We start from the raw sequence: 19,133 nt of genomic DNA on the forward strand, positions 1-19,133 counted from the left end.
CTGCAGTCGGTCCGAGCCGCCCCTCGTTCGGGGCCGCAGGATCGCCCACACCCCCACATCGTCCGGCGCATCGGACGGTGGTCCTACGCCGTACGACCCGCGGCCGGGGCCGGACTCAGACTGGCAGGCCCCAGCGTGGCGCGGTGGCGTTCGGGGTGACCGGGCGGATCGTCAGGTCCGGGCGGTCACCCTCGGCCGTGATGAGCGCCGAGTCGCCCTTGCGGAGCTCGATCCGGACCGTGCCGTCCGCCACCTCCTCGTACCGCAGCGGCCGTCCGTGCTGGTCCCGGATCTCGATCGGGCCCTCGATGCCGTGGCGTACGACGCAGGGGGCGCCGGCCTCGCTGGTCAGCCGGAGCCAGCGGGTGCGGCCCTCCTCCCGTACCGCGCTGAGCAGGAACGCGCCCTGGGTGCGGAAGTCATGGACGGTCAACTCCCGCCAGGCGGCGGGCAGCGCGGGAAAGACCCTGATCGTGCCGCCCCAGGACTGGCACACCATGTCGTGCAGCGACTGGGCCGCGGAGAGCGGGGTCTCGATGACCGGGCCCGACTCCTTGTACATGGTGTTCGCCTGGATGAAGCGGCTCATCAGCTGGCCGAGGTACTTCAACGCGTCCTCGCCCTTGCCGAGCAGCGCGGACATCGAGGCGGCGCCGGTGAAGGTATAGCCCTGCAGAGCGCCTTCGAACCCCACCCAGTGGGCGAGGGACTTCTCGATCAGGGCGCGTTCGTCGGGTGTCGCACCCGTCACCTCGTACAGCGGATACACCGCGAGCATGTGTGAGTAGTGACGGTGCGACTTCGCGAACGGGACCCCGGCGCCGATCATGAACCCGTTGGCGTCGACCGGGTACGGAGCGAGCTTGGTCAGTACCTCCTGCCAGCGTGCGGTCAGCGGGTCGTCGACGCCGAGCTGCTTCGCCGAGTCCAGCAGAGTGCGGCAGCCCCAGCGCAGCAGCATCAGGTCGTAGTTGCAGTCGGCGGCGTTGACGCCGTACTCGGGGGAGAACGTCGCCGGGAGATGCAGCTTGCCGTCCGCGCCGGGCGTCAGGAAGTGCAGGTAGTAGTTGACGGCCTTGCGCAGCAGCGGGAACAGCGTGTCGCGCAGGATCGACTCGTCCATGGTGTGCCGGTAGGACAGCCACACGTTGTGCAGCGCCCAGGTGAGGTTGCCGACCTCGGGGGTGGGAGGGTCCTGGCCGGGAATGCCGACGCCGTAGCCGAGGACGGGGGCGGTGGCACCGCCGTTGATCAGCTGCGGGTCCGTGGTGCGTGGCAGTCCGGCCGAATCAGCTCGGTAGGGGGCGGCCACTTCCTTGGAGAGGTTGTCGCGGAATTCGCTCAGGGACCGGGTGATCGCGTCGAGCTCCAGGTGGTTGGAGCCATGGATCAGCCAGTACTCCAGCTGGGCGTTGAGGTTCCACCAGGTGTTGGGCCAGGGAGTGGGTTCGAGCCAGGGACCGGAAGTGGCCATCACGGGCGCGTCCTTACGCGCCGCCGATGCCGTCTTGTACAGCTGGATCCAGTAGAAGCGCTGCATCCGGGCGTCCGGGAGCGACAGGAAGCTCTTCCGGTAGAACCGGTCCCACCAGGCGCGGTGGGGCGTGGCGAGCAGGCCGTACGGGAGCACGGAAGCGGTGGTGACGGTACGCAGCGCGCGGTCACGGGCCGTCGTCCTCGGGTGGGAGTGCGCGACGGTGACGTACAGCGTGCGGCTGTCGCCCCTGGTGCGCTCCCGCCAGGCGGTGACATGCTCGCCGCCCGCCAGCAGCGGCTGGACGGCGGCCGACGATCCCCCGTGCTCCTCGACGGTGGCGGGCGGATTGCCGGTGTAGCCGGCGGGAGGCTTCTGGAAGCCGGCTCGCGGGCTGATGGCATCGGCCGGGTGGAAGACCCAGCGGAAGCCCTGCTCGCCCTCGCTCGGGGTGATTTCGACGGCCAGCAGATCGTTGGAGGAGTGGACGAAGGCGCGCAGCTTCAGGGTGCCCGCAGTGGTGGTGATCGTGCCTTCGAGTTCGGCGGTGCGCAGCCGCATCCACCACTCGATGCCGGTGATGGTGCCGGCCGGTTCCAGGGTGAAGTGGCCGATCGGCAGGCGGGCGAGGCCGAAGAGGGAGCCGAACTCGGGGCGGTGGTCCTGGACCTCGGAGTGCTGGACGTTGAAACGGACGGCCGTGGTGGTGGCGCCGGGTTCGGCGTAGATGCCGGAGCCGAGGCGGCCGTTGCCCAGGTACGGACCCTCGTACCAGGTCTTGGGCAGTTTCTGCCAGAGGAGGTCGGCGTCGTCGAGGACGGTGCGCCAGCTGTCGTCAGGGGAGTGCACGACGGGGACGCCGGGGGCCGCGGACGGGGTGGTGGTCGGCGCGGACGCCTGGGCGGGGACGGCTGCGCCGCCCATCATCAGCGCGCCGCCGAGCGCGGTGCCGGTGGCGAGAACAGTTCTTCGGGAGTGGGACGGCGACGAGGGGGCGGTCCCGGGCGTGCGGGAAGGATCCGGTGCAGTGGGCAAGGCGTCTCCTGGCGACTCGTACACAGGCGCATCAATTCATCCGAGCTATTCCTTGACGGAAGGTAAGCAAGGGGCGCCTAGGCGTCAATAGTCCGGGAGAGATCCGATGTGTTTCCGTCCACCTGGACGGAATCCACGCTGGTGGTCGCGGGGAAGAGGTCGGGCGGTCAGCCCCGGAGCACCGCTCCCAGCCACGCCCCCGTCACCAGCAGACACGCGAAAAGCTCGACGAGTACGGAGTAGCCGGTGGCCCGCATCACCGAACGGAGCGAGGTCCGCGCCGCGCCACCGCTGCCGAGCCGCAGGCGCTCCGCGCCGTAGATCGCCCCGACGTATCCCAGGATTCCGCCCACCACCGGCACCAGGAAGAAGCCCACGATCCCGGCGATCCCGCCCAGCATCAGCGTCCTGCGCGGCGCCCCGGCCTCGCGCGGACGGCGCGGGCGCAGCAGCGGTTTCAGCGCCTGGTTGAGCAGCAGGAGTACGGTGGCGCCGATCAGTACGACCCAGGCGGTCGGGGTCACGTCGGTGAGCGCCCACCACAGCACGGCGGCCCAGACAATCGCCTGGCCGGGCACCCCGGGCACCAGCACGCCCACCAGACCGATCAGCATGACCAGGCCGACGGCGACGAGCTGCCACACACCCATCTCACCAGCCTGCCCGAGTCCGGCCTGTCCCGCCCGTCAGCAGGGGTCGGGGCGGACGCCGTCGGCGCAGCTCAGAAGGGTGATGGGTCAGTCCCGAAGCCGTGGCGGACCCGTCTCGCTCAGGCCCGCGGCGTGCGGGCCACCCAGCCCCGTTCGTACGCGTGCCAGCCCAGCTGCAGCCGCGTCGACACGCCGGTCAGCTCCATCAGGCCCTTCACCCGCCGCTGCACGGTCCGCAGTCCCAGCTCCAGCTGTTTCGCCACGCTCGCGTCCGTCAGGCCGGCCAGCAGCAGCGACAGAATCTCCAGATCGGTCGGATCGGGGCCGACGGGGTCCTCGTGAGCCCAGCCGCTCTCGCCCAGCCGCAACGGCATGGCGTCGCGCCACACCGCCTCGAAGAGACCCATCAACGACTCCAGCAGCCCGGAGGCATGGACGACCAGCGCCGCGGGCTCGGCGCCCCGGCCGGTCAGCGGCACCATCGCCAGGGAGGCGTCGGCGACGACCAGCTTGGTCGGCACCCGGTCGACCACCCGGCACTGTTCGTCCCGGCTCAGGGCCGCCGACAGCTCCAGGATTCCGGACGGCAGTGCGAGCACCTCCCGCTCGATCACCACCCGGAAGGACACCCCACGGGTCGCCGCCTGCTCCTCGGACTCGTTGTCCATGCCGCTGACGGCAATCGGCTTCCCGGTGACGAGGGCGCACACCTCGCTGGTCGCACCCAGCTGCAACTGGTGGAAGCGGTGCGCCACCGCGCTCGCTCCCGTGACCACCTCGACCAGATCGTGTACGGCCGGCTCGGCCGCGTCCGACCGGTACTCCTCGGCGAGCAGCGCCGCCGCCAGTTCCGCCTGTTCCAGTTCGTGGCGCTGCTGGGTCAGCAGCGCGCCCAGGGCGACCCCCGGTGGCGCCGCCACCCACCGCCCGGTGCGGGCGGACGACTGGGCGGCGAGGCCCTGTTGTTCCAGTCGGCGAAGCGCCCGCTCGGTCTCCGACTCGGGAAGTCCCAGCCGGTGTGCGAGGTCGGAGACCTCCGCTGCGCCCACCGCGACGAGCGCGCGGTAGGCGGACTCCTGTCTCCCGTCGAGACCTATGGCTCCCAGCACCCTTGGACCCTCCCCGGACGCATCAATTCCGCATCGTTCCGCCCTCTTCGGCCGGCCGGTCGTGGCGGAAAGCGGCCACGGCGTAAACCCGCCGTGTACATCATCCCTGCATCGCCCGTCGCCATGCCAATGTGGCGCCCACCGCAGCACCAATAGCCTCCGGAATCAGGCAGCTTGTGCTGTCCTGTTCCGGATTCATCTGGGGAGAGCGATGCGCCCGATATCGCGTACGGCACTGGGGGCGGCGACCGCCGCGGTCCTGGCCGTCACCGTGGTCGCGCCGTCCGTGGCAGCGCCACCGACGGAGTCCACATCGAAGAGACCGCTGACCGGCAGCGCGGCAGCCGGTGCCGACGCCGCCGCGAAGGGCGGCAAACCGGTCACCGTCACCCTTGTCACCGGCGACAAGGTCCTGGTGAGCACGGACCGTTCGGGGGCCCCGTCGGCCACCGCACTGCCCCGTGAGGACGGCACCGTACCCCTCGTACAGACTCGGCAGTCCGGCAAGGACCTGTACGTCTACCCGGACACCGCGACCGAGGCGCTCGCCGCGGGCACGGTCGACGAGGAACTCTTCAACGTCACCGGACTGATCCGCCAGGGCTACGACGACGCGAGCACCACGTCGCTGCCGTTGATCGCGGTCTACGGCCAGAACCTGGCCCGTTCAGCGCCCGCCGCCCCGCGCGGCGCGAAGCGCGGCCTTTCGCTCGACGCCATCGACGGTGTCGCGCTCAAGGCGGACAAGGCGAAGGCCACCGACTTCTGGTCGGACGTCACCAACAACCGCTCCCGCTCCGCCTCCGGTCTGAAGAAGCTCTGGCTCGACCGCAAGGTTCAGGCCACCCTCGACAGGTCGACCAAGCAGATCGGCGCCGACCTCGCCTGGGCCGCCGGATACGACGGCAAGGGCACCAAGGTCGCCGTCCTCGACACCGGTGTCGACGCCGAACACCCCGATCTCAAGGGCCGGATCGCCGCCTCGGAGAACTTCACCGACTCCGACACCACCGACGACCGGCAGGGCCACGGCACCCACACCATCTCCACCGTGGGCGGCACCGGCGCGGCCAGCGACGGCAAGAAGAAGGGCGTCGCACCCGGCGCCGACCTGCTCGCCGGCAAGGTCCTCAACGACAGCGGCTTCGGTGCCGAGTCCTGGATCATCGCCGGTATGCAGTGGGCCGTCGACCAGAAGGCCGATGTCGTCTCCATGAGCCTCGGGAGTCCGACGCCGACCGACTGCACCGACCCGATGAGCGTCGCCGCCGAGGAACTCGCCCAGAGCAAGAACACCTTGTTCGTCGTCGCGGCGGGCAACTCCGGCCCGACGCTGAACACCGTCTCCTCCCCGGGCTGCGCCCCGAGCGTGCTGACCGTCGGCGCCGTCGACCGCGACGACTCCACGGCCCAGTTCTCCAGCCGCGGACCCGTGATCGACGCGCACACCCTCAAGCCCGAGATCGCCGCTCCCGGCGTCGCCATCTCGGCGGCGGCGGCCGGTGGCCGAGGTGTCTACGCGTACCGGACGATGTCCGGCACATCGATGGCCACCCCGCATGTCGCGGGCGCAGCAGCCATCGTGAAGCAGCGTCACCCGGACTGGACCGCACAGCAGATCAAGGCGGCCCTCGTCTCCTCCGCGAAGAGCGACATCCCGGGTGACGTGCGGGAGACCGGCGGCGGCCGCCTCGATGTGAAGGCCGCCATCGACACCACCGTCGTCGGTGCCCCCGCCGTCCAGGGAGGCACGTTCAACTGGCCTCAGGGCAAGTCCGACCGCACCACGGTCGACGTCCCCTACACCAACTCCGGCTCCGAGCCGGTGAAGCTGTCGCTGGAGGTCCAGGGCGTCACCGGCAACGACGGCTCGGCCGTCCGCTCCTCCGTCGCGAAGCTCGACGCGAGCAGTGTCACCGTCCCGGCCGGAGCCACCGTCAAGGTCCCGCTGCAGATCGACCCGACCGCGCAGCTGAAGGCCGCCCAGTACGGTGATGTCACCGGGCGTGTGCTGGCCACCGGCGCCGACGGCGTCAAGGTCTCCACCCCGTTCTCGCTGTACGTCGGCGCGGAGACCGTCACCCTGCGGGTCAAGCTGGTCGACCGGACCGGAAAGCCCGCCGCGGGCTCCTCCTCGCTGGACGTCATCGGCACCGACACCGCCACCGGTGAGCGCCGCTTCAACGACGGCTCGGCCGACCAGGTGTACCAGGTGCGCCCCGGCGCCTACTTCGTCTCCAGCTTCATCATGTCGCCGGACCCGAAGGACGCCACCGGCAGGCTCGTCGAGTCCGTCGGCTACCTGGCGCGCCCGCAGCTGAACGTCACCAAGGACACCACCGTGGTGCTGGACGCCCGCAAGGCGCATCGGATCCAGGTGAGGACCGAGGACCGCGCGTCCGAGAACCGTTCCACGACCCTCGCCTTCGGCCGCAGCTGGGACGACCTCTGGCTGCACTCGGGCTCCATCACCGGCACCCGCATCGTCAAGAACTACCTGGTCGACATTGAGGGCCGGGCGAGCGACGGTGACTTCGAGTTCGACAGCGCCTGGCGTGCGTACGCACCGCAGATCGAGAAGCTCTCGGTCGTCGGCGGCGCCGAACTGCACCCGGTGCTCGCGAGCACCGGCTCCGTCAACCTCGACGGTACCGGCGAGGCCGCGCTCGTCGACGCGGGCAGCGGCACCCCCGCGGAGCTGAAGGCCGCCGATGTCACGGGCAAGATCGCCCTGGTGAAGGTCGCCGACGACGGATCCGTGAGCGTCCTGGCGCGGAACGCCAAGGCCGCCGGGGCCAAGGCGATCATCGTGCACCGGCCGTCCGCCGGCCTCTGGCAGCCGTCCGTGGGCTTTGGCTCGGCGCCGCTGCCCTCCCTCGCCGTCGAAGCGAGTGAGGCCGCCGACCTGAACGCCGCCCTGGCCGCCGGTCCCGTGAAGCTGAGCTGGAAGGGCACCGCCGCCAGCCCGTTCGTCTACAACCTGAGCTTCCCCGAGACCGGCCCGGTCACCTCGGACCGCACGTACAAGGTCCGTGACAGCGAACTCGGCAGGTCCACCGCCACGTACGAGGCGATGGGTGTCGCGGCCGACTACGTCGATTCGATGGTCTTCGGCCGTCCGTACGGCGGGCGTTACTCCGCATCGTTCGACACCGTCGCCGTCCCGGGCAAGCGCACCGAGTACTACTCGGCGGGCGACACCGCCTGGGAGCGCTACGTCTCCTCCAGCTTCCCCTGGGGCGAGTCCATGGTCGACCCGGCGCACACCTACACGGCCGGCTCGAAGCGCACGGAGAACTGGTACCGGGGGATCGTCGGTCCGTCCACTCCGCGCGACTCCCAGGGCAACGAAGTGCTCGCCGCCGAGCGTCAGGACAACCTGATCGGTGTCGCCCCGGGCTTCTGGGCCGACAGCGAACACGCCGGTATCCAGGGCTCCTTCGGGGATCTGGGCAACATGAGGCTCACCAGCGGTGGCAAGGTGCTCGGCGAGTCCGCTTGGCCGTCCGGGGTGTTCACCGTCCCGGCCGAGGACGCGGCATACGAACTCACCATGCAGACCTTCAAGTTCGGTTCGCCCGCTGCCGTGTGGAAGCGGTCCACCCAGACCGAGACCACCTGGAAGTTCCGTTCGAAGCGGGACGAGAACGCGTACTCCCAGGGTATTCCGCTGCTGTTCCCCGGATACGACCTGGCCACGGACGGCATGAAGACCCTGGCGGCGCAGGACGGCCAGAAGATCGGCCTGAGTGCCACGGGCCACGCCGGCTACACGCCCGGCAAGCTGACCGCGGCCAAGGTCTCGTACTCGTACGACGGTGGCACGACCTGGACCCAGGCCACCACCGCACAGCAGGACGGGCGTTGGACCGCGACCGTGAACCACGCGGGTGCGGCCGGCAAGCCGGTCACGCTGAAGACGGAACTGACGGACGCCAACGGAAACTCCGTCGTCCAGACCGTCGTCGACGCGTACGCGGTGCGCTGACCTCGGCCACACCATGACCGGTCCGCCGGGCGTCCTTCCCGTGGGGGGTGGGGTCGCCCGGCGGACCTCTTTTTCCTGATGACCCGTTTTCGTACGGCCCGTGCGGTGGACAATAAGGGCATGAGTCAGCAGGGGGAGAGGCCCGCCGCCCACGAGGACGACTGGTGGCGCAAGCTGTACGACGAATCCGCCCCGGACGCCGGGGCGAGCAACGCGGCCGACAGTCTCGACGACCGATTCGACTCGGCTTCGGGGGCGGTGGGTCCGGCGGGGCCCGACGCGGGCATCGCCCGTCCGGAACCACCCCGCGTGGCGCCCGCCGACGGTCCGCCCGTGCCGCCTCCGCCGCCACCTGCACCTCCGCCTCCGCCTCGGCCTCCGTCGGCACCGGAACCTCCACCTCCGCCGCCCGTGCAATCCGTACAGGCGCCTGCGCCGTGGGAACCGCCGGCCGGCCCCTCGCGGCCGAGGACATTCACCACACCGCCGCCGGCCCCGCCGCCGGCCCCTGTCGAAGCGCCGGCCACAGCCTCCGTTCCGCCGCTCCCGCGACGGCCGGTCGCCTCGAAGCCGACGGCGTCCGAGGCGGGACCGACCACCGTGCTCCCGGCCGCACCGAGCCCCGGGACCGCTCCCGAACCCCCTCCCGCCCCCGCGGCGCGCCCGGGCCTCTCGTACGTGGGCGACCGCCCGCCCACCTACGACGCCGAACCGACCGCCCTCCCCACCACCGTCCCCCAGGAACTGGACGGCCTCGTCGCCGATACCGTGCTCGACGGCGCCCGCTACGGGACGTACACCCTGCGCGCCGCCTCTGTGCGCGGCGACTCCGCCCGGTTCAGGGGAGAGCCCCGACGCGACGCCCTGCTCACCGTGCGGTTCGGCGCCGCCGAGAACGCCCTCGTGCTCGTCGCGGTCGCCAGCGGCGCCCGTGCCACCGAGAGTGCGCATCTCGCGGCCGCAGACGCCTGCCGCTGGATCGGCGGAGCCGTCGGCCGCAGCCACGCCCGGCTCTCCGAGGACATAAGAGCGGGTCGCCGCGGCGACCTCAAGTCAGGCCTGCAGCGCCTCACCGACCGCAGCTACGGCAAGCTCCGCGCCCGCGCTGTCGAGCTGGGGCTCGAACCGGAGGAGTACACCGCGGGGCTGCGGTGCCTGCTGCTGTCGGCCGATCCCGCCTGCCGGACCCGGGTCTTCTTCGGGGTGGGCGGCGGGGGACTCTTCCGGCTGCGGGACGGCGTCTGGCAGGACCTCGAACCGGACGTCCCGGAGACCGGGATCACGACCGGGCAGGCCGTCGTCGGCTTCGGGTCCGTGCCCCCCGGGAGCGAGCCCGACGGCGACCGGCTGACCATGGACCTGGGGATCGCGACGCCTCCGTCCCCATACGTCGAGAGCCCGCCACCGCCACCCGCGCAGCCGTTCCGGTTCCGGGCCTCGGTGGCCCGCTCGGGGGACACGCTGCTCCTGTGCAGTACCGGTCTCGCCGAGCCGCTGCGCGGCGAACCCGCCCTCGCCGAGGAACTCGCCGACCGCTGGACGCCCGAGGAGCCGCCCGGCCTGGCGGCTTTCCTCGCGGACACACAGCTCAGGGTGAAGGGGTACGCCGACGACCGTACGAGTGTCGGCGTCTGGGAGGCGTAACCGCGCGCGCCATGGGTTGATGGACTCCTAGCGCGGAGAGGATACGCACCCATGGCCAAGCAGAACGTGTCGGAGCAGTTCGTCGACATTCTCGTCCGGGCGGGCGTCAAGCGCCTGTACGGCGTCGTCGGTGACAGCCTCAACCCGGTCGTCGACGCCATTCGCCGCAACGCGGCCATCGAGTGGATCCAGGTCAGACACGAGGAGACCGCCGCCTTCGCCGCCGGCGCCGAGGCCCAGATCACCGGGTCCCTGGCCGCCTGCGCGGGTTCCTGCGGCCCCGGCAATCTGCACCTCATCAACGGACTCTACGACGCCCACCGCTCGATGGCCCCGGTCCTCGCCCTTGCCTCGCACATCCCTTCGAGCGAGATCGGTCTCGGCTACTTCCAGGAGACCCATCCGGAGCTGCTCTTCCAGGAGTGCAGCCACTACAACGAGATGATCTCCAACCCGCAGCAGATGCCCAGGCTGCTCCAGAGCGCTATCCAGCACGCGATCGGACGCGGCGGGGTCAGCGTCGTCTCGATGCCGGGCGACATCGCCTCCCAGCCGGCACCGGAAAAATCGATCGAGCACGCCCTGGTCACCGCGCGGCCGACGGTCCGACCCGGTGACGAGGAGATCGAGAAGCTACGCCGGATGGTCGACGACGCGAAGCGGGTGACGCTGTTCTGCGGCAGCGGCACGGCGGGCGCCCACGCCGAGGTCATGGAGTTCGCCGAGCGGGTGAAGGCCCCCGTCGGTCATGCGCTGCGCGGCAAGGAGTGGATCCAGTACGACAACCCGTACGACGTCGGCATGAGCGGACTGCTCGGCTACGGTGCCGCGTACGAGGCGACCAACGAGTGCGATCTGCTGATCCTGCTCGGCACCGACTTCCCGTACAACGCCTTCCTGCCCACCGATGTGAAGATCGTCCAGGTCGATGTGCGCCCCGAGAACCTGGGCCGCCGCTCCAAGCTGGATCTGGCGATCTGGGGCGATGTCCGGGAAACGCTGCGCTGTCTGACGCCCCAGGTGAAGGTCAAGACCGACCGCAAGTTCCTCGACCGGATGCTCAAGAAGCACGCCGACGCGCTGGAGGGCGTGGTCAAGGCGTACACCCGCAAGGTCGAGAAGCACATCCCGATCCACCCCGAGTACGTCGCCTCGGTGCTCGACGATCTCGCGGACGACGACGCGGTGTTCACCGTCGACACCGGCATGTGCAACGTGTGGGCGGCCCGCTATCTCACCCCCAACGGCAAGCGCCGGGTGATCGGTTCGTTCAGTCACGGCTCGATGGCCAACGCGCTGCCGCAGGCGATCGGCGCCCAGTTCGTCGACCGGAGCCGGCAGGTCGTGTCGATGTCCGGCGACGGCGGATTCACCATGCTGATGGGCGACTTCCTCACTCTGGTCCAGTACAACCTTCCGGTGAAGGTGGTCCTGTTCAACAACTCCTCGCTCTCCATGGTCGAGTTGGAGATGCTGGTGGCGGGGCTGCCGTCGTTCGGTACGACCAACAAGAACCCGGACTTCGCGGCGATCGCCCGGGCGGCCGGGGCGTACGGCGTACGGGTGGAGAGGCCGAAGCAGCTCGAAGGCGCCCTCAAGGACGCCTTCAAGCACAAGGGACCGGCCCTGGTCGATGTTGTCACCGACCCCAACGCGCTCTCCATCCCGCCGAAGATCAGCGCGGAGATGGTGACCGGCTTCGCGCTCTCCGCGAGCAAGATCGTGCTGGACGGCGGCGTGGGCCGGATGCTTCAGATGGCCCGCTCCAACCTGCGGAACGTACCCCGTCCCTAGGGCGCGTATCGAGTTGTGATCAATGGATGGTCCGGGTGAGATCCTTGATCCAGATCATCGAGGCGCGCAGGTGGAGGCCGGCGAGGTAGCTGTCCGGGGTCTTGCCGTATCGGGCGGCGATGCCTCGCCGTGCTTGCACGAAGCCTGCCCGTCTCGGCGTTCTGCTCCGGACACCGCACCGGAGAACGGCGTTGAACGGGAGCGGCTGACTCCAATCCGCCTCATTATTGCTGCTGTCCAAGGAGGACTCCGCGATGTGGCCCAGCATTATTGCCGTGGTCGGCACACTGCTTGGGGGCGCTCTGACCGGGCTGCTTCAGATCAAGAGTGCGCGGATCGCTCAGAGCGCTGCCCGTGCTGACCAGAGGGCAGAAGCGCTGCGCAGGGCGCTGGGCGAATTGGTGGCCGCCCTGGGCGACCATCGGCGAGCCATGTGGCATCGCGAAGTCCTGCGCCTGGACGGCGCGAGCGGGGAAGCCGTCGAGGCAGCCCGCACGGCCTCCCGTGCCACGCGCTCGGCCGTAACCGGCCCACTGGTCGCGGTATCTGTCCTGGAACGATCCCTTGCTGGGCCGGCTCGTCAGGCTGCCCTGGCCGCGTTCAACCTACGCGACGCCACCGACCACACCGCCCTGGCCTCCCGCCGCGAGGCCGCCATCGCAGCGACTGACGAACTGGTCGCCGCTGCCGGCCGAGCCATGGCCTGACGTTCCGGACGACCGGGTGACGCAACCCGGGCTCCCCAACGAACGGACAGACTGCCTGATCCAGGCAAGGCCCAGGCCGGGTCCGGCGGCTCAATGGCGGGGCGGTCGCTCAGGCCGGGGTCAGTCGCACCGTCAGGATCTGGAACGGACGCAGCGCCAGTACGAGACCGTGCTCATCGGTCGTCGCCTCATGCAGGGGTCGCTCCAGCAGGTCGGTGATCCGGGCCCGCACGACGGGGAATCCGACCCGGAGTGTGGTCTCCGCCCGGCCGCCCGCCGACTCGTACAGCCGGACGACCACATCGCCGCTGCGGTCCTCGGCAAGCTTCACCGACTCGACGGTCACCGCCGGATGCCCGGTGGTGACCAGCGACGGCACGGCCGGGGCCACCGCCGCGCGCAGCGGCAGATTGAGCGCGAGCCCCTCGCGTACCGCGTCCGGGACCTCCGCCCCGGGCGCCAGCGCGTACCGAAACCGATGCGTGCCGAGGTCGGTCTCCGGATCCGGGCTGTGCGGGGCGCGCAGCAGGGTCAGCCGTACGGTCGTGGCGAGCCCCGACCCGTGCGGGGTCCGGGTCACGTCGTGCCCGTACGTGGAATCGTTGAGCACCGCGATCCCGTATCCCGGCTCGGCGACCCTCAGCCAGCGGTGCGCGCAGATCTCGAAACGCGCTGCGTCCCAGCCGGTGTTGTCGTGCGTTGCGCGGTGGACGTGCCCGAACTGGATCTCGGACGTGGACCGTTCGGCATGCACATCGAGAGGGAACGCGGCCTTGAGGACTTTCTCCGACTCCTGCCAGTCCACCTCGGTGTCGATGTCGATCTGCCTGCTGTCCGCCGCCAGCCGGATCTCCTGCACGATTCGCGACGTTCCGAACGAGCGCACCACGCGCACGGCTGCTCGCAGCGGTCCCTCCTCGATCAGCTCGACCGAGTCGGCATCGATCAGATCGGTGCGGGACCGCCGGTAGTGCCGGTCGATGTCCCAGGCGTCCCAGTGGTTGGGGTGGTCCGGGTGCAGCTGAAGGAGGTTGGCCCGGTGACCGGGGGCGAGGACCTCACGCCGTGCACCGAGGTCACGGACGGAGGCGATCAGCCCGTCGCGGTCGACGGTGAAGCGCAGCAGCCCGTTGTCGAGGACGAATCCGCCGTCCGGCGTGCGGCCCGCCGTGACCTCGCGTTCGGGTACCGCCGATCCGTCGAGCAGTCCTGCGCCCAGTCCCGGAGCCTCGGCGAGCACCGCCGTGCGCCAGTCGGCCAGCTGCTGGACATGGGCGCCGGACGGCAGAACCGCGCTCGCCTCCGCGTCCAGCTCCAGCACCTGACGTCGGTCGTACGGGGAGGAGTTGAGCGCAACCAGCCCTTCCGCGACGCCGAGCGCGGTCACCGCATCGGCGACCAGGTCGGCCAGCTCCGTCCGCACCTGTTCGTAGGTGTCGCGGGCCTCGCGGTGCACCCAGGCGATCGATGAGCCGGGCAGGATGTCATGGAACTGATGCAGCAGGACCGTCTTCCACACCCGGTCCAACGTCTCGTACGGATAGGCGTACCCGGGCGCTCGAAGCGCTGCCGTCGTCGCCCACAACTCGGCCTCCCGCAGAAGGTGTTCACTGCGGCGGTTGCCCTGCTTGGTCTTGGCCTGGGTGGTGTACGTCGCCCGGTGCAGCTCCAGATACAGCTCCCCGGACCAGACCGGGGCCTGCTCGGCGTACTCCTCCTCCGCAGCCGCGAAGAACGCCGACGGCTTCTCGATCGTGACGCGCGGAGAACCCTCCAGATCGCGGAGCCGGCGCGCCTTCTCCAGCATCTCGCGGGTCGGACCGCCGCCGCCGTCTCCCCAGCCGAACGGCACCAGCGAGCGGGTAGCCCGCCCCTTGTCGGCGAAGTTCCTCTCCGCGTGGGCGAGTTCACGGGCATGGAAGTGTGCGTTGTACGTGTCGACGGGCGGGAAATGGGTGAAGACCCTGGTCCCGTCGATGCCCTCCCACCAGAAGGTGTGGTGCGGCATCCTGTTGGTCTGGTTCCAGGACAGCTTCTGCGTCAGGAACCACTTCACCCCTGCCAGTTTCGCGAGTTGGGGGAATGCCGCCGTGTAGCCGAAGGAGTCCGGCAGCCAGATCTCCTCCGTCTCCACCCCCAGCTCCTGCTCGAAGAAGCGCTTTCCGTGCACGATCTGCCGCGCCAGCGCCTCACCGCCCGGCATATTGGCATCGGATTCCACCCACATCGAACCGACCGGCGCCCACTGTCCGTCCGCCACCGCCCGCTTGATCCGCTCCCAGATGTGCGGCTGATGGTCACGCACCCAGGCGTACTGCTGGGCCTGCGAGCAGGCGAAGACCAGCTCCGGATAGTCCTGGGCGAGCGCGGTGACATTGGCGAACGTGCGCGAGGCCTTCCGTACCGTCTCGCGCAGCGGCCACAGCCACGCCGAGTCGATGTGTGCATGGCCGGCGGCCGAGATCCGGTGCGCGCTCGCCGACGCCGGGCGGGCGAGTGCTTCGGCGAGCTCGGCCCGGGCTCCGGACGCCGTGCCCGCCACATCATGCAGATCCAGTGCGTCGAGCATCCGCTCCAGCGCCCGCAGGATCTCGTGCCGACGTGACCGGTCGGCGGGCAGTTCGTGCATCAGTTCCGACAGCACCTCGATGTCCAGGACGAGATGCCAGACCTCCTCGTCCAGTACGGCGAGATCCGCGGAGGCGAACCGGTACAGGGGCTGGTCGCCCGCCGTGAGGACGTCCCCGAGCGGGGTCGGCGCGAAGCCGTGCTCCAGTACGGCCGGGTTGGCCGCCGCCTCAAGCAGCAAGGAGACCGGCTCACCGCCCGACGCCGCGGTCGCGACCGTCAGATGGCGATTGCGGGGGTGGATGCCCTTGAGCGGTACGCCCTCCGTGTCGTAGAGCATCCCCTCCGCCTGGAAGCCCGGCCCCTGACCGGAGAAACCGGGGTCGACGACCACCTCGACGTGGCGCCCCGCCCACGCCTCGGGCACCGTTCCCTCCAGCCGGAACCAGCTGGTCGACCAGGGCCTGCCCCACTCCGTGCCGGTCCCGAACGGCTCGTACGTCCCCTTCAGCGCCTCCGTCACCGGCACCGGTTCGCCTGGAGCGTGCCACACGGTGAGGGTGAGCGGGGACCGTTCCGCGTACTGGGCGGGGCGGATGAATTGCTGGAGGGCGCGCTCCAGGCGGCCCTCCACCAGCGTGCGGTCGTCGTGCATCACGGCTCCTCGGGATCGGCGGTCGCGGGGCGTTCATGGCACCACTTCCCCGGTGACGCGAGGGGCACCCCCCGACGGGCGACGGCATACCGCGGTGGGCACCGGAGGGACCGAGCTCCGGTGCCCACCACAGGCAGGTCTACCACCGGGTGACACCCGGCGTGCGGAAGCGCCACAGCCGGTCGGTGCTGTTCAGGGGGCCGGATACGGGCTGTCTCGGCTGTCGGAACGCTTGTACGTGCCGAGCGTCTGTACGTGTCGAGCGGCGGGGCGAGCGGCGTATTGACCCGTGGGTGCTACGGGTTCGCCCCGCGCCTGCCCATCCGCACGGGCGATGGGTCGGACAAGGGCCGGTCCGAACCCGGCGGCGCGGGCAGCCGGGCCGGGAAGGGGGGCGCAGGCGAGCACGGCTGTGTGATCGTCACCAGGCAGTCCCGTGGCGGTCAGTTGAGCCGCAGCGTGCCTGGCGTGGTCCGTTCCTCGACGATCTGCACCAGCTGGTCGAAGAGGGTGGGACCGCGGCCGGCCAGCGCCTCGTCGAGGGCCCGTTGAAGGGCAGGCCTGTTGGTGGGGTGCGCGCGGCCGATCTGCTGTCGCAGCCGGCGTGCGGTCTCCTCGTGGCCCAGGGCCCGGGCGGAGAGCGCGTGATTGCGCCAGTCGATGACGAAGTCACCGTCGTCCGGCGTTCCCATGCCGCCGCTCAGACAGTCCGCGAAGGCGTCGAGGTTGCGGCCGAAGCCGCCGGGCCCGTTCACCGCCTCGCCGATCACCTGCCAGAACCGCTCCAGGCCGGTGACCTCGGAGCCCTCGATCACATAGGTCACGGTCATGGGCGCAGGGTAACTCCTCGGTGGTCCGGGGATCCGCGCCGCAGGTGGGGGGCTACGGCGCGGATCGGACCGGAGGGGTGGAGCGGACTTACGTGTGCGGGCCGCCGACGAAGAGGACGGACAGGAGGGCGGCGACGCCACCGAGCATGGTGATCCGTGGGGGGATTCGCATGTCCACCATGATGACGCGCGTAGACATGGTCACGTCAACGCCAACACGTGTGAATTTTTTGGAAGTTAACCGGACCGCCGCGAATGTAACGGCCGAGTGTCCGCGGATCCGAGGTGCACTCGCCCTCTATGCACATATTGATGAGTCGACAAGCGTGACAGCCCCTGTGCGGGGCATGCATCCCGGTAGGAAGTTCGACGAGAAGGGGGCGATCGACTGTGTACGCGGGGGAGACGATGGAGCGTCGGCACGATGTTCAGCTGCGCCGCAGACTTGCTCGCACCGACCTGTCGGCAGTGGCCGAAGTGCGGTGTGCGCTAAGGGAGTTCCTGCGATATCGATGGCGGGAGGAATCCACCGAAGTGGCGGAACTCCTGCTCAGCGAACTGGTGACCAACGCGCTGGTCCACACGGATCACGGAGCGGTCGTCACTGTGAACGTGACGCCGGCGACGTTACGCGTCGAGGTCCGGGACTTCGTCACCGGACTTCCCATGTCGTACGTACCGAACGCCGACGACGGTACGCACGGCAGGGGATTGGTCCTGGTGCATGCTCTCGCGGACGCATGGGGTGTGACGGCGCACGCGCTGGGAAAGGTGGTCTGGTTCGAGCTGGAAGGTGAAGGGCGCACCTGAGGGACCGTTCCTAGCCAGTGTGCGTGAGTGAGTCCTGGACCCACTGTTGCGTACTGGGCGCATCCCGAGCGGTGTTGGATGCGCTGGGTTCCCGCTTTCGCGTCCCGTTCGGTGACGGCCCTGCGGGGGGCCGGTCCGTGGCGGGTGGGCGGGTCCCCTCACGCCCCCGGTCACCTGGTTCGGCCTGGGCGGTCCGATGCCCCGCACGATCGCTCCGGTCGTGCGGGGGCGGTGCCGTCCGTCGCCGGATCGGGTGTCCGAGGGCGCGTCGTCCGATCGCGATACCGGCGGCATCGTGACGGGACATCTTTCGGTGCGGGGTGGCCAGCGGCTTCTGCCAGTGCTGGGCACCCCATTGGGAGGTGTAGGCGGGGTCGACCGCGACCATGCTCAAGCCCTGTTCGGCGGCCATGGAGACGAGCCGGGCCTTGAGCTTGCCGGTCGGGATGCCGGAGATGAGCTGCCGGAACCGTTTGCGGCGGCCGTGTTTCTCGCGGGTCTTCTCGGTGGTGAAGTCGAGGTCTTCGATGCCGATCGCGGCGACACCGACTCGCTTGGCCCAGTTGATCAGCCGAGTGAGGGCGTGGCGGATCTGGGCGTCGCGGTGACCGGCGGTGCCGGACAGGTCGTAGGGGAAGCGGTGCGGGTCGCCCATGGGGTTGCCGTGCCGGTCGAGCCGGTAGGCGGCGAAGTGGTCGGCGTTGGTGTCGACGCCGATCATGCCCCGGGCGCGGGCGGTCTCCAGCGGGATGGTCTTCACGACGGGGCGTTGCCAGGACGCGGTGAGGTACCAGCGGCCGCGCTGGGTGTCGAGGTGGATGCGGTAGGCGACGGCCCGGTTGGCGGCGATGCGGTCGGCCCACTCCGCACCCCGGTGCGCGAACGCGATCCGGGTGGTGAGGGTGTACCGGCCGTGCCCGGCGTTGGCCAGGTGCGCGAGCGGGACGGGCAGCTTGATGCTGACCTCGCCGTCCGGGGTGACGCGGATCGTCTCGTTCCCGAACCGCTTCCCCGACTCGCCATCGGCCGCGATGAACCAGCGCTCCGCCTCCCAGCGTTCCCGCCACTGGCCTTCGGTGAGCCGGGCCTGGGCGAGGTGGTGGCGGGTGTTGAGCAGACGCTTGCCGCCCCGTACCACCCGCACCCGTCCGGCCTGCCACTCGGCAACAGCAGTGGTGTGCCGGTCTTCCAGCATCGCGAGGCGGCGGGATTTGCGGAACCACTCGCTCTTCGACCGGTAGCCACCCGCCGCGCGCTTGGTGCCCTTCTGCCCGATCGGGAGGGACAGGCGGTGCCGCAGCGTCCTGATCCCGGCTGCCAGCGTCTGGATGTGCGCCGCCTGGCAAGGCCGGGCCAGCGCCCACTGATCGTGGGTGGCCTTGGTGATGGCCCCGGCGATCCTGGACGACGACTCCTTCGTCAGCTCCCGCTTACGTGACGCCCACGTCTGAGCGCTGTGCTCCAGACCGTCCGCACAGCGGGCCTTGAGATCACGGGAAGCCAGACGGCCCTGGTGCTCACCGACCGCACGCAGGACGTCCTCGTCCTGGGGCGTGAGGTGCTTGAGCCGGTCCCGGACCGCCACGCCGCAAGGCCCGGGCACCACGAAGGACCCGGCCAACTCCCGCACACCACCCACCACATCACCCCCGCCCTCAAAGGCCAGCCACCCGCCATCCAGCCCAACGAGCAACAGTCGCCAAGGTCACCCATTCGACCACAGAACCCCCGTTCCCACCCCCACAAACCCACCGACAGGACCCACTCCCGCACACCACCACTCACTTCAGCTCAGCAAACCGACAGCAGCTCACAACCCCTCGCGACCTTGCCCGAACGGGTGGTTGCGCGGACGTCCTCCCGTACAAC

The 19,133-nt window shown here is 70.1% G+C and carries 11 protein-coding genes; 5 read left to right on the forward strand and 6 right to left on the reverse strand.

The window, feature by feature from the left end:
• Nucleotides 1-115: 115 nt before the first annotated feature.
• From ACFU8W_RS17605 to ACFU8W_RS17615, 3 genes are all read right to left on the reverse strand, one after another.
• On the reverse strand, nucleotides 116-2,401 hold the full coding sequence (locus tag ACFU8W_RS17605) for a glycoside hydrolase family 95-like protein (protein ID WP_384037828.1): 2,286 nt from the start codon (nucleotides 2,399-2,401) through the stop codon (nucleotides 116-118).
• A gap of 275 nt (nucleotides 2,402-2,676) precedes the next feature.
• Complete coding sequence (locus ACFU8W_RS17610) at nucleotides 2,677-3,159, reverse strand: DUF456 domain-containing protein (RefSeq protein WP_384037622.1); 483 nt, start codon at nucleotides 3,157-3,159, stop codon at nucleotides 2,677-2,679.
• A gap of 119 nt (nucleotides 3,160-3,278) precedes the next feature.
• Nucleotides 3,279-4,268 (reverse strand): helix-turn-helix domain-containing protein, encoded by a 990-nt coding sequence (locus ACFU8W_RS17615; RefSeq protein ID WP_345513960.1) that lies wholly within the window; start codon nucleotides 4,266-4,268, stop codon nucleotides 3,279-3,281.
• A gap of 211 nt (nucleotides 4,269-4,479) precedes the next feature.
• Between ACFU8W_RS17615 and ACFU8W_RS17620 the strand changes: the two genes are divergently transcribed.
• From ACFU8W_RS17620 to ACFU8W_RS17635, 4 genes are all read left to right on the forward strand, one after another.
• The gene (locus tag ACFU8W_RS17620; protein WP_384037625.1) at nucleotides 4,480-8,256 is read left to right on the forward strand and encodes a S8 family serine peptidase; all 3,777 of its coding nucleotides are present in this window, start codon (nucleotides 4,480-4,482) and stop codon (nucleotides 8,254-8,256) included.
• Nucleotides 8,257-8,376: 120 nt separating this feature from the next.
• The gene (locus ACFU8W_RS17625) at nucleotides 8,377-9,900 is read left to right on the forward strand and encodes a protein phosphatase 2C domain-containing protein (RefSeq protein WP_384037628.1); all 1,524 of its coding nucleotides are present in this window, start codon (nucleotides 8,377-8,379) and stop codon (nucleotides 9,898-9,900) included.
• A 51-nt stretch (nucleotides 9,901-9,951) separates the two neighbouring features.
• The gene (locus ACFU8W_RS17630; protein WP_384037631.1) at nucleotides 9,952-11,694 is read left to right on the forward strand and encodes a pyruvate dehydrogenase; all 1,743 of its coding nucleotides are present in this window, start codon (nucleotides 9,952-9,954) and stop codon (nucleotides 11,692-11,694) included.
• A 254-nt stretch (nucleotides 11,695-11,948) separates the two neighbouring features.
• Nucleotides 11,949-12,401, forward strand: a complete 453-nt coding sequence (locus tag ACFU8W_RS17635; RefSeq protein WP_345513954.1) for a protein kilB — start codon at nucleotides 11,949-11,951, stop codon at nucleotides 12,399-12,401.
• A gap of 109 nt (nucleotides 12,402-12,510) precedes the next feature.
• Here ACFU8W_RS17635 and ACFU8W_RS17640 read toward each other — a convergent pair whose 3' ends face one another.
• Nucleotides 12,511-15,624: an alpha-mannosidase gene (locus tag ACFU8W_RS17640; RefSeq protein ID WP_384037634.1), complete on the reverse strand. Its 3,114-nt coding sequence runs from the start codon at nucleotides 15,622-15,624 to the stop codon at nucleotides 12,511-12,513.
• Between the two features lie 443 nt (nucleotides 15,625-16,067).
• Entirely contained in the window at nucleotides 16,068-16,454 is a 387-nt protein-coding gene (locus ACFU8W_RS17645) for a barstar family protein (protein WP_384037637.1), read from the reverse strand.
• Between the two features lie 408 nt (nucleotides 16,455-16,862).
• Here ACFU8W_RS17645 and ACFU8W_RS17650 point away from each other — a divergent pair, with 408 nt between their 5' ends.
• The gene (locus tag ACFU8W_RS17650) at nucleotides 16,863-17,264 is read left to right on the forward strand and encodes an ATP-binding protein (protein WP_384037640.1); all 402 of its coding nucleotides are present in this window, start codon (nucleotides 16,863-16,865) and stop codon (nucleotides 17,262-17,264) included.
• A 10-nt stretch (nucleotides 17,265-17,274) separates the two neighbouring features.
• On the opposite strand, the gene ACFU8W_RS17655 is transcribed toward ACFU8W_RS17650, so the two are convergent.
• Nucleotides 17,275-18,903 (reverse strand): IS200/IS605 family accessory protein TnpB-related protein, encoded by a 1,629-nt coding sequence (locus tag ACFU8W_RS17655; RefSeq protein ID WP_384037643.1) that lies wholly within the window; start codon nucleotides 18,901-18,903, stop codon nucleotides 17,275-17,277.
• Nucleotides 18,904-19,133: the final 230 nt, after the last annotated feature.

The organism is Streptomyces sp. NPDC057565 (assembly GCF_042801455.1).
Lineage (GTDB): Bacteria > Actinomycetota > Actinomycetes > Streptomycetales > Streptomycetaceae > Streptomyces > Streptomyces yanii.